Below are 11,365 nucleotides of genomic sequence, written 5' to 3'. Positions count from 1 at the left end.
TAAATCATCATATTTTAAAAACCCGTTTGAGTACATCAAACGGGTTTTTTTATACCCAATTCTTTGTACTCAGATTATTAATTTAAACAAAAAACTAAAATGAGTACTTTAAAAATTGCAATTCAAAAATCAGGTCGTTTAAACGAAGAAAGCATTCAAATCTTAAAAGATTGCGGAATTTCGATAGATAACGGAAACGATCAATTAAAAGCCGAAGCCACAAATTTTCCGTTAGAAGTTCTATTTCTAAGAAACTCAGATATTCCACAATATTTGATTGATGGAGTTGTAGACGCCGCCATTGTTGGAGATAATTTATTGGTAGAGAAAGGAAAAGGCATTCAAATTGCACAGAAATTAGGATTCTCTAGATGCAAAGTTTCAGTTGCAGTTCCTAAAGCATTTGAATACAACTCTATAAACGACCTTAATGGATTGCGTATTGCAACTTCATATCCAAATACGGTTAATGAATATTTTAATTCTTTCGGATTATCGGTAGACATTCACCAAATATCTGGATCGGTAGAAATTGCACCAAACATTGGACTTGCCGATGCTATTGTAGATATCGTATCTAGTGGAAGTACCTTGTTTAAAAACAATCTGAAAGAGGTAGAAGTAATCTTAAAAAGTGAAGCGGTTCTTGCGGTTTCTCCTAAGATAAACCCTGAAAATCAGAAACTAATCGATACGCTTAAATTTAGAATAGAATCGGTTCTTAGAGCAAGAAAATCAAGATATATATTGATGAATATTCCAAATGATAAAATCGAAGAAGTGGGCAAAATACTTCCAGTTTTACGAAGCCTTACCGTATTACCATTGGCACAAGAAGGATGGAGTAGTGTACACTCGGTAATCGATAAAGATACTTTTTGGGATGTAATAGATAAACTAAAAGATGTTGGAGCCGAAGGAATTTTGGTATGTCCAATCGAGAAAATGGTACTTTAAAAGGCTTTGCCCGCTTTAAGCCTTAGGCAATATGCTTTAAGTCCAAAAAAAACAAAGCTTATGGCTTAGAGCCTAAAGCATAAAAAAAAGAGATTCCAATTGCTTAGAGCCTAAAGCTTAAAGCATAAAGCAAAAAAAAATGAACAAGATATACAATCCAGCACCCGAGACTTGGTCGGAAATATTAAAAAGACCAACCAAAACAATCGATGATATCGAAACTACGGTTAAAGAAATATTTAAAGAAGTACAAAAAAAGGGAGACGAAGCAGTTTCTAAATACACATCGATATTTGATGGGATTGCTTTAGATGATAATGAAGTATCGCAAAGCGAAATAAGCGAAGCAATTGCTTTGATATCCAATGAACTTAAAGAGGCTATTCAGTTAGCAAAAAGTAATATTTACAAGTTTCACCTAGCTCAAAAAACAGATAGAATCACTATCGAAACTACCGAAGGTGTAAACTGCTGGCAAGAAAAAAGACCGATTCAAAAAATTGGTTTGTATATTCCGGGAGGAACAGCACCTTTATTTTCTACAGTTCTAATGCTTGCAGTTCCTGCGGCAATTGCAGGTTGTAATGAAATCGTTTTGTGTTCTCCTCCAGATAAAAACGGAAAAATAAATCCAGCTATTTTATATGCTGCAAATTTATGCGGAGTAACTAAAATTATAAAAGTAGGAGGGATTCAAGCTATTGCCGGAATGACGTTTGGTACAGAAACAATCCCTAAAGTTTATAAAATATTTGGTCCAGGAAATCAGTTCGTAACCGTGGCAAAACAATTGGCAACACAGTTTGGAGTAGCGATAGATATGCCTGCGGGACCATCAGAATTATTAGTAGTTGCCGATGATAGCGCCGTTCCTGCCTTTGTAGCTTCGGATTTATTATCGCAAGCTGAACACGGAACAGATAGTCAGGTAATTTTAGTTTCTACATCTAAGACGCTAATTGATGCTGTAGGAAACGAAATTCAATCACAAATTGCTGTTTTACCAAGAAAAGCAATCGCCGAAAATGCAATTGCAAATTCAAAACTGATTTTTGTTGAAAATAGTACTGTTGCGCTTCAGCTAATTAACGAATATGGCCCAGAACACTTTATTATTTGTACAAATGAAGATGATTTTTATTCGGATGAAATTTATAACGCAGGATCGGTTTTTATAGGTAATTATACGCCCGAAAGTGCTGGGGATTATGCTTCTGGAACGAATCATACTTTACCAACAAATGGATATGCTAAGAATTATAGCGGAGTGAATCTGGATAGTTTTATGAAATCGATGACTTTTCAGAAAATTACCGAAAAAGGAATCAAAAATATCGGAAAAGCTATTGAAATTATGGCTGAAGCCGAAGGATTACAAGCTCATAAAAATGCGGTTACTTTGAGGTTGAAGCAGATAGAGTTAAGAAATTAGAAGCAAGAAAATAGATAATAGAGTAAAGACTATATAATGAATACATGTAGAGTAAAACCTATATAATGAAATAAAGAAAATCAATACAATGTTTTTAAAGCCAATGTCTACTCTCTTTACTCTATTTTCTTTACTCTATTCTCTTTTTTCTATAAATTAAAAAAATAACATGGAAAAGTTTGATATAAATACCCTAGTACGTGAAAACGTAAAAACCTTAAAACCATATTCGTCTGCGCGTGATGAATTTGAGGATTTTGATACTGCCGATATGATTTTTCTGGATGCTAACGAAAATCCTTTTGAAAACGGCGTAAATCGTTATCCAGACCCACAGCAAAATAACGTAAAGCAAGTTTTGGCAAAGCAAAAAGGCATTAACCTAAATCAAATATTATTAGGAAACGGAAGTGATGAAGTATTAGATTTATTGTTTCGTGCATTTTGTGAACCAAAAAAGGACAATATAATTTCATTGCCACCTACATACGGAATGTATAGTGTTTTGGCTAACATCAATGATGTAGAAAATAAAGAGGTTTTGCTTTCAGAAGATTTCCAACCAAAAGTTGACCAAATATTAGAAGCGGTAGATGCTAATACCAAAATACTCTTTTTATGCTCGCCAAATAACCCAACAGGAAATTCATTTTCTGATGAAAGCGTAGTAGCTTTATTGCAGAATTTTAAAGGTTTGGTAGTTATAGATGAAGCTTATATCGATTTCTCTAAAAAAGAAAGCTGGATAAACGAGTTAGATGAATATCCTAATTTGGTAATCACACAAACACTCTCTAAAGCGTATGGTTTGGCAGGAATACGTTTAGGAATTTGTTATGCATCGGCAGCAGTAATTTCGGTTTTAAACAAAATAAAACCACCGTATAACGTAAACGAACTTACACAGCAAAGAGCAGGTTTACGATTAAAAGAAACGGCTAAAATAAATACCGAAATAGCTGCTATTATTGCACAAAGAGAGCAATTACTTAAAGTATTACTTAATATGAAATTTGTAGAAAAAATATACCCAACCGAAGCTAATTTTATATTAGTAAAAGTAGATGATGCCAACAAAAGATACGATGAGTTAATTGCAAAAGGAATCGTAATAAGAAACAGAACAACTCAGGCATTATGCGAAAATTGTTTGCGATTAACGATTGGAACTGAGGCTGAGAATAAAAAATTAATTGAAGCATTAAAACTATTGAACTAAAAAACAGGCCACAGATTTTTTAAGACTTTGAGAAAGAGTTGCTAACTTAGATTATCTATAAAGGGACGCGGATGATACGGATTTACAAAAATAAAGCCGCGGATTAAAACTGATTTAAAAACAATCAAAAATAAAATCCGTTTTAATCCGTGTTTTCGCGACAGCGAATCCGCATAATCTGCGTTCCTTTCGCAAAGAGTTAGATAAGATTTCACAGATTATTAAAATTTTCCCTTAATAAAAGAAATCTCCTTAATCCTTGAAATCAGTGGCAAAAAAAATAAACCATGAAAAAAGTACTTTTTATAGACCGTGACGGAACAATGGTTCTGGAACCAGCAGATTACCAATTGGATAGTTTTGATAAACTGGAATTCTATCCAAAAGCATTTCAATATTTGGCTAAAATTGCCAATGAGTTAGATTATGAACTTGTTATGGTTACTAACCAAGACGGATTAGGAACTGATTCTCACCCTGAGCATTCGTTCTGGCCAATACATAATTTTATTATGAAGGCATTTGAGAATGAAGGAGTTGTTTTTGAAGCTGTTTTTATAGATAAAACGTTTCCACACGAGAACGCAATAACTCGCAAACCAAGAACAGGAATGCTTACTCAATATCTCGATAATCCTGAATATGACTTAGAAAATTCATTTGTGCTGGGAGATCGCTTAACAGATGTAGAATTAGCTAAAAACTTAGGGTCAAAAGCTATTTTTATTAATACAGATGAAGGTTTGGGTAGTGCAGAAGTAGCATCAAAAAGAGAAGAATTAAATCCAGTAATCGCATTACAAACTACCGATTGGAAAACAATTTATGAATTTTTGAAGCTTGAAGAACGTTCGGCTTCAATAACGCGAAAAACCAACGAAACAGATATTTATATCAACCTGAATCTTGACGGAACGGGAAAAAGTAAAATCGAAACCGGAATTGCATTTTTTGACCATATGCTGGATCAAATTGCGCGTCACGGACAAATGGATCTTGAAATCCTTGTAAAAGGAGATCTGGAAGTCGATGAACACCACACGATAGAAGATACGGCAATTGCACTAGGAGAAGTGTTTGCCAAAGCATTAGGGAATAAATTAGGAATCGAACGTTATGGTTTTTGTTTACCAATGGACGATTGCTTGTCGCAAGTTGCCATAGATTTTGGTGGTAGAAACTGGTTGGTTTGGGAAACAGAATTTAAACGCGAAATGGTTGGGAAAATGCCAACAGAAATGTTTTATCATTTCTTTAAATCATTTTCGGATGGAGCCAAAGCAAATATCAATATTAAAGCCGAGGGTACAAACGAGCATCATAAGATTGAAGCCATTTTTAAAGCTTTTGCAAAAGCAATAAAAGTAGCCGTAAAAAGAGATACCGAAAAAATGATTTTACCATCGACAAAAGGAATGTTGTAAAAACGCAATAGGCTGTAGGCATTAGGTCTAAAGCTTAAAGCATAAAGCTTTTTTAATGAAAATAGTAATTATAAATTACGGTGCAGGAAATATCCAAAGTATCATGTTTGCAATCGAAAGATTAGGATTTAAAGCTACTTTGAGCAATAATCCTGACGAAATACAAGCGGCAGATAAGGTTATTTTTCCTGGAGTTGGCGAAGCAAGTTCGGCAATGGAAAAGTTGATTGAAAGCGGTTTAGATGCGCTAATTCCGTATTTAAAACAACCCGTTTTAGGGATTTGTCTAGGAATGCAGTTAATGTGCAAATCATCTGAAGAAGGAAATACAAAAGGATTAGGGATTTTTGATGTTGATGTAATAAAATTTACCCCTTCGGTAAAAGTACCACAAATGGGTTGGAACAATATTTATAATCTGCAATCGTCTTTGTTTACAGGAATCAGCGAAAACGAATATATGTATTTGGTACATAGCTTTTACGCGCCACTTTGTAAAGAGGCAATCGCGACAACAAATTATGAAGTAGAATACGCATCGGCATTACAGAAGGATAATTTTTACGGAACCCAATTTCACCCAGAGAAAAGCGGAGATATTGGAGAACAAATTTTGTCGAATTTTCTAAAATTATAAAAGAAATCTAGAGTCTTTATGACTTTAGGCTTTCAAACTTTAAGACTTAAAAAAATGAGAATAATACCAGCCATAGATATCATCGAAGGAAAATGTGTTCGCTTATCCAAAGGCGATTACAACACCAAGATAATTTACAATGAAAACCCGCTTGAAGTAGCCAAATCATTTGAGGCTCACGGAATAGAATACCTGCATTTAGTCGATTTAGATGGTGCGAAATCAAGCCGAATCGTGAATTATAAGATTCTGGAACAAATTGCTACAAAAACAAGTTTAAAAATTGATTTTGGCGGAGGATTAAAGTCCGATGATGATTTAAAAATTGCTTTTGAAAGTGGTGTAAACCAAATCACAGGCGGAAGTATCGCTGTTAAAAACAGAGCAATATTCGAAAAATGGATTGCCGAATATGGTTCGGACAAAATTATCCTAGGAGCCGATGCCAATAATGAGAAAGTAGCAGTTTCGGGTTGGTTAGAAGATTCTAACGAAGATTTAATTCCGTTTATTCAAGAGTATCAAACCAAAGGAATTGAATATGTGATTTGTACCGATATTGCGAAAGACGGAATGCTCGAAGGTCCAAGTTTTGATTTATATAAAAAAATATTAAGCGAAGCTAAAGACGTTAAACTAATTGCATCTGGTGGAATTTCAACCTTTGACGAATTACCAAAATTAGCCGAATTAGGTTGCGAAGGAACTATCATAGGAAAAGCAATTTATGAAGGAAGAATTTCCTTGAAGCAACTAGAAAAATACATAATTAGTAAATAATTGGCTCATTAATAATTAAGACTTACGATACATGTTAACAAAAAGAATAATCCCTTGCCTTGATATAAAAAACGGACGAACTGTAAAAGGGGTAAATTTCGTAGCTTTACGTGATGCGGGAGATCCAGTGGAATTGGCCAAAATATATTCCGACGAAGGCGCCGACGAATTGGTTTTCTTAGATATTTCGGCAACAGAGGAAAGACGCAAAACTTTAGTCGATTTAGTTCGAAAAGTAGCTTCGACAATAAATATCCCGTTTACTGTAGGTGGTGGAATTTCGGCTGTAGAAGATGTTGAAATTTTACTGAATAATGGTGCCGATAAAGTCTCTATTAATTCCTCTGCTGTTAAGAATCCACAGTTAATTAATGATTTGGCTCAGAAATTCGGAAGCCAATGCGTAGTTGTTGCCATTGATGCCAAACAAATAGACGGACAATGGATTGTGCACTTAGTAGGTGGAAAAGTCCCTACGGAATTAAATCTATTCGATTGGGCTGTAGAAGTTGCCGAGCGTGGCGCAGGCGAAATCTTGTTTACCTCGATGGATAATGACGGAACAAAAAACGGATTTGCAAATGAAGCTTTGGCTAAACTTTCAGAACTGGTAAATATCCCAATAATAGCATCGGGTGGAGCAGGAAACATTCAGCATTTTACTGATGCTTTTAAACTTGGAAAAGCAGATGCAGCATTAGCAGCAAGCGTTTTTCATTTTAAAGAAATCGAGATAAAAGTCTTAAAACAAGAACTTAGGAGTAATAATATTGAAGTAAGGCTTTAAGTTGAATTTTTATAATACAAACCAATATATGCAGAACAAAGACAAAATAGAAATTCCAATGAGTAAAGGTAAATTGATAAAAATATTATTTTTTTCAATCCTTTTTTTAGTTGCAAGCCTTTGGATATTATTGGATCAACCGGAAGTAGGTAATCCGATTTTTAATAATCTAATTATAAAAAACACAGCCTCTGTTTTGGGGACTTTAATGGGATTGTTTGGTATATATTTCTGTACAAAAAAAATATTCGATAAAAAACCGGGAGTTATTATTGATAATATAGGAATTATCGATAACTCATCTGGAGTTTCTCTGGGCAGGATTCCATGGACAGATGTTATGACTGTTGCCGAAAGAACAGTTATAACTCAAAAAATGATTACTATTTATCTTAAAAATCCTGATGATTATATAAATAAAGAAAGTAGCTCAATTAAAAGAAAAATGCTGAAAATGAATTTAAAGGAATCCGGTTCACCAGTAAGTATTTCTGCCAATGGACTCAAAATTCCATTTAACGAACTTAAATATGCGATAACACAGAAATTCGAAGAATTTCAGGCAAATAAAACCTTAGACTAAAACAACATGAATATAGATTTCTCAAAAAACAGCGACGGACTAATCCCAGCAATAATCCAAGATAGCGAAACCAAAAACGTATTGATGCTTGGTTACATGGACGAAGAAGCGTATCAAAAAACAATCGAAACTCAAAAAGTAACATTCTACAGCCGTACCAAAAAACGATTGTGGACAAAAGGCGAGGAGAGTGGTAACTTTTTGCACCTAAAAAGCATCAAAAATGACTGCGATAACGATACACTTTTAATACAGGTACAACCCGAAGGCCCAACCTGCCATACTGGTGTGGATACTTGTTGGCAAGAAGAAAACAAGACTACTTACGGATTCATTTCGAATCTTGAAAACACGATAAAATCAAGAAGAGAAAATGCCGATTCAGAGAAAAGTTATGTTGCATCATTATTTAAATTAGGGATTAATAAAATTGCCCAAAAAGTAGGCGAAGAAGCCATAGAAGTTGTAATCGAAGCCAAAGACGATAACGATGATTTATTTTTGAGCGAAAGCGCTGATTTACTTTTTCACTATCTTATTTTACTGCAAGCTAAAGGTTTCCAAATCAACGATGTTATTGAGGTCTTAAAAAAACGTCAGAAGTAGTTTAATAGAGTGGAGCAACCTTTGTTAAAGTTTTGAACTTTGACAAAGGTCTACGCGCAAAAAGCAGGTTTTACATGAACATTGCCAACGGTTGAAACCGTTGGAGTGCAATTTATATCGCAATTTATTATTATAATCAGTATCCCACGGTTGAAACCGTGGGCAATAATAAAAAAACAGGTTTTAACCTTAGAACCTTTGCTTCTCAGAACCTCAGAACCTTTATTCAACAAACTCAAAAGACTTAAATTGATTCGGTTGATGGAACCCAAATTGCGAACCATCATAAGGAGAAATCGCTTGATATTCGGTTTCGTTACCATAATCGATTCTAAAAAGATTCCCTTTCCATATTGTTCCAACTACAGGAGTTGTGAAATTTGCATCTTTAACAGAAGTTAAACTAGAAAACGGAATCATAATTTCGACATCATAACCGTCTTTATTAATTTTGCTGGCGGTTTTTAATCCCGTAATATCCAAAGAAATATCTGTATCCCAGCCACCACAAGAAGGCGAAAGACAGTGTATAATCATATCATAATTGCTTGAAAAAGCATTGACTCCAATCTCGATATAGTTTTCGGAATCGCCATCGGGATCTAGAAACAACTCGACCAAATCATCAGTATTAAATATTTGGCTATCATGCTTAATAGCTGAACCAACAATTTTAGAATCTTTACTTTTATACCCTAAATACAAGTTTTCATTATCCCAAGAAAGAGAAACGTATGTTTCCTGAGTAGTTTTTGCTCCAGAATCATGTATAACAAATGGACCAATAAACGGTGTTTTCCAATCGGATAAATCACCATCGATAGTAATAGTATTTGTTATCCTATGAATAGGAAAAGTTTGAGAATAGGATAAAAGTGGAAAATTTAAAACTACACAATAAAATAAATGGGAGAGCTTCATAACTAGGATTATAGCTTTATATCTTGCTAAAATAAGCAAGAAAATTTAGATGACAATAGCTAATATTTCAATAATTTAAAAAATGAAAACTATCACGAATTTAATTCGATTAGTTACATTTGTTGAAATAAAAATTTAATACCAAAAATTATCTATTATCCAAAAACTACAATTCATGAAAAAATGTTTTAGCGTTATTTTTTTCACAGCATTTGTTTTTAATTACGCAAGTGCACAAGGGCTTCTCAATAAGTCCGAAATGGCCTTTACAAGACAAGACACCTTACGCGGTAGTATTACCAAAGAGAGAGCTTGGTGGGATTTAAAATACTATCATCTGGATGTAAAAGTAAATCCAAAAGATAGTACGATTACGGGATCAAATACTATACGATATACCGTTTTACAAGACTACAACAAAATGCAAATCGATTTGCAAAAACCAATGGATATCTATAAAGTTATCCAAGATGGTAAAGAGTTGAAGTTTGAAAGAGAAGGAAATGTATTCTTTATTCAATTAATTGCAAGTCAAAAAGTTGGAGAAGTAAAAGAACTTAAAATATTTTTTGGAGGAAAACCTAAAGTTGCAGTAAGACCGCCATGGGATGGAGGAATTACTTGGAAAAAAGATAGTAAAGGCAATGATTTTATCGCCTCATCATGCCAAGGGCTTGGAGCTAGCGTTTGGTGGCCTTGTAAAGACCATATGTATGATGAAGTTGAGAATATGCTTATTAGTGTAAACGTCCCAGAACATTTAATGGATGTTTCTAATGGTCGTTTACAAAGCGTGAAAAAGTTAAAAGATGGTACAAAAACTTATAACTGGTACGTTGCTAATCCAATTAACAATTATGGTGTAAATATAAATGTTGGGGATTACGTTAATTTCTCTGAAAAATATAAAGGAGAAAAAGGTGATTTAGATTGTAACTACTATGTTTTGAGAGAAAACTTAGAAAAAGCCAAAATACAATTTAAAGATGCTCCAAGAATGCTAAAAGCATTTGAACACTGGTTTGGTCCTTATCCTTTTTACGAAGATAGTTACAAACTAGTAGAAGCTCCTTATTTAGGAATGGAGCACCAAAGTAGTGTAACTTATGGTAATGAGTATAAAAATGGGTACCTAGGACGTGATTTAAGCGGAACAGGTTGGGGATTAAAATTTGATTTTATCATTATTCATGAATCAGGACATGAATGGTTTGCCAATAATATTACCTATAAAGACATTGCAGATATGTGGGTTCACGAAAGTTTTACCAACTATTCTGAAAGCTTATTTGTAGAGTATTATTATGGTAAAGATGCTGGTGCAGAATACGTAAGAGGATGCCGAAAAGTTATTCGTAATGATAAACCAATCATTGGTAATTATGATGTAAACAATGAAGGTTCGGGTGATATGTACCAAAAAGGAGCTAATATGCTACATACAATACGCCAATTAGTAAATAATGATGAAAAATGGAGAGCTATTTTAAGAGGATTAAATGCTACATTCTATCACCAGACAGTTACAACACAACAAATAGAAAATTATATGAGTAAAGAAGCTGGAATAAACTTAACTCCAGTATTCGATCAATATTTAAGAACAACGATGATTCCAACATTAGAGTATTATTTTAAAGGAGGACAATTAGCATATCGTTGGTCAAATGCAGTAGCAGGATTTAATATGCCAGTTAAAGTTACTTTAAACGGTGTTGAAACTTGGTTAAAACCAGTAACAGAATGGAGTAATCTAAAAGTAGAATCTGAAAAAACAGATTTAAAACTAGATATCAATTTTTATGTTTCTGAATTTAATATTACAAAATAAGAATCTGTATAAAATAGACACAAAGGCTTCCAATTCGGAAGCCTTTTTTTATTGATAATAATTCAAATCTTTTTATAATAAAACTATTATTTGTTATAAAATTTGTAAATAAATTATATTATGTTATTTATTTTTATAATTTAGATTAGCTAAACTTATTAACTATTAGCAAACTAAAAAGCGTAATC

Annotated in this window: 11 protein-coding genes; 10 read left to right on the top strand and 1 reads right to left on the bottom strand. The window is 33.5% G+C overall.

What is annotated here, in order from left to right; all coding sequences use genetic code 11:
- Positions 1 to 99 precede the first annotated feature (99 nt).
- The 9 genes from hisG to hisIE all read left to right on the top strand — a co-directional run bounded on the left by hisG (position 100) and on the right by hisIE (position 8,425).
- Positions 100 to 957, top strand: coding sequence for an ATP phosphoribosyltransferase (hisG, locus tag IW20_RS15310; protein WP_035624052.1), 858 nt, complete (start codon positions 100 to 102; stop codon positions 955 to 957).
- A 139-nt stretch (positions 958 to 1,096) separates the two neighbouring features.
- On the top strand, positions 1,097 to 2,389 hold the full coding sequence (gene hisD, locus IW20_RS15305; RefSeq protein WP_035624049.1) for a histidinol dehydrogenase: 1,293 nt from the start codon (positions 1,097 to 1,099) through the stop codon (positions 2,387 to 2,389).
- A gap of 169 nt (positions 2,390 to 2,558) precedes the next feature.
- Positions 2,559 to 3,608 (top strand): histidinol-phosphate transaminase, encoded by a 1,050-nt coding sequence (gene hisC, locus IW20_RS15300; RefSeq protein ID WP_035624046.1) that lies wholly within the window; start codon positions 2,559 to 2,561, stop codon positions 3,606 to 3,608.
- Between the two features lie 287 nt (positions 3,609 to 3,895).
- Positions 3,896 to 5,032, top strand: a complete 1,137-nt coding sequence (hisB, locus tag IW20_RS15295) for a bifunctional histidinol-phosphatase/imidazoleglycerol-phosphate dehydratase HisB (RefSeq protein ID WP_035624043.1) — start codon at positions 3,896 to 3,898, stop codon at positions 5,030 to 5,032.
- Positions 5,033 to 5,087: 55 nt separating this feature from the next.
- Entirely contained in the window at positions 5,088 to 5,669 is a 582-nt protein-coding gene (gene hisH / locus IW20_RS15290; RefSeq protein ID WP_035624041.1) for an imidazole glycerol phosphate synthase subunit HisH, read from the top strand.
- 54 nt (positions 5,670 to 5,723) lie between these two features.
- Positions 5,724 to 6,449, top strand: coding sequence for a 1-(5-phosphoribosyl)-5-[(5-phosphoribosylamino)methylideneamino]imidazole-4-carboxamide isomerase (gene hisA / locus IW20_RS15285; protein ID WP_035624279.1), 726 nt, complete (start codon positions 5,724 to 5,726; stop codon positions 6,447 to 6,449).
- A 31-nt stretch (positions 6,450 to 6,480) separates the two neighbouring features.
- Positions 6,481 to 7,236, top strand: coding sequence for an imidazole glycerol phosphate synthase subunit HisF (hisF, locus tag IW20_RS15280; protein WP_035624039.1), 756 nt, complete (start codon positions 6,481 to 6,483; stop codon positions 7,234 to 7,236).
- A gap of 28 nt (positions 7,237 to 7,264) precedes the next feature.
- Complete coding sequence (locus tag IW20_RS15275; RefSeq protein ID WP_035624035.1) at positions 7,265 to 7,819, top strand: STM3941 family protein; 555 nt, start codon at positions 7,265 to 7,267, stop codon at positions 7,817 to 7,819.
- A 6-nt stretch (positions 7,820 to 7,825) separates the two neighbouring features.
- The gene (gene hisIE, locus IW20_RS15270; RefSeq protein WP_035624032.1) at positions 7,826 to 8,425 is read left to right on the top strand and encodes a bifunctional phosphoribosyl-AMP cyclohydrolase/phosphoribosyl-ATP diphosphatase HisIE; all 600 of its coding nucleotides are present in this window, start codon (positions 7,826 to 7,828) and stop codon (positions 8,423 to 8,425) included.
- 222 nt (positions 8,426 to 8,647) lie between these two features.
- Here the strand turns inward: hisIE and IW20_RS15265 are convergent, their stop codons facing one another.
- A complete protein-coding gene (locus IW20_RS15265; protein ID WP_035624030.1) occupies positions 8,648 to 9,346 on the bottom strand; it encodes a carbohydrate-binding family 9-like protein in 699 nt (232 codons plus the stop codon).
- Positions 9,347 to 9,521: 175 nt separating this feature from the next.
- Between IW20_RS15265 and IW20_RS15260 the strand changes: the two genes are divergently transcribed.
- Complete coding sequence (locus IW20_RS15260) at positions 9,522 to 11,177, top strand: M1 family metallopeptidase (RefSeq protein ID WP_035624027.1); 1,656 nt, start codon at positions 9,522 to 9,524, stop codon at positions 11,175 to 11,177.
- Positions 11,178 to 11,365 lie beyond the last annotated feature (188 nt).

It is taken from the genome of Flavobacterium hydatis, assembly GCF_000737695.1.
In the GTDB taxonomy this organism is placed as follows: domain Bacteria; phylum Bacteroidota; class Bacteroidia; order Flavobacteriales; family Flavobacteriaceae; genus Flavobacterium; species Flavobacterium hydatis.
Note: the sequence above shows the minus strand (reverse complement) of the source record. Positions and strands in the feature narration are given on the sequence as shown.

What these genes read in the sequence shown, in the direction of transcription:
- hisG (WP_035624052.1), top strand. Translation starts at nt 100, where the DNA reads ATGAGTACTTTAAAAATTGCAATTCAAAAATCAGGTCGTTTAAACGAA.
- hisD (WP_035624049.1), top strand. Translation starts at nt 1,097, where the DNA reads ATGAACAAGATATACAATCCAGCACCCGAGACTTGGTCGGAAATATTA.
- hisC (WP_035624046.1), top strand. Translation starts at nt 2,559, where the DNA reads ATGGAAAAGTTTGATATAAATACCCTAGTACGTGAAAACGTAAAAACC.
- hisB (WP_035624043.1), top strand. Translation starts at nt 3,896, where the DNA reads ATGAAAAAAGTACTTTTTATAGACCGTGACGGAACAATGGTTCTGGAA.
- hisH (WP_035624041.1), top strand. Translation starts at nt 5,088, where the DNA reads ATGAAAATAGTAATTATAAATTACGGTGCAGGAAATATCCAAAGTATC.
- hisA (WP_035624279.1), top strand. Translation starts at nt 5,724, where the DNA reads ATGAGAATAATACCAGCCATAGATATCATCGAAGGAAAATGTGTTCGC.
- hisF (WP_035624039.1), top strand. Translation starts at nt 6,481, where the DNA reads ATGTTAACAAAAAGAATAATCCCTTGCCTTGATATAAAAAACGGACGA.
- IW20_RS15275 (WP_035624035.1), top strand. Translation starts at nt 7,265, where the DNA reads ATGCAGAACAAAGACAAAATAGAAATTCCAATGAGTAAAGGTAAATTG.
- hisIE (WP_035624032.1), top strand. Translation starts at nt 7,826, where the DNA reads ATGAATATAGATTTCTCAAAAAACAGCGACGGACTAATCCCAGCAATA.
- IW20_RS15265 (WP_035624030.1), bottom strand. Translation starts at nt 9,346, where the DNA reads ATGAAGCTCTCCCATTTATTTTATTGTGTAGTTTTAAATTTTCCACTT.
- IW20_RS15260 (WP_035624027.1), top strand. Translation starts at nt 9,522, where the DNA reads ATGAAAAAATGTTTTAGCGTTATTTTTTTCACAGCATTTGTTTTTAAT.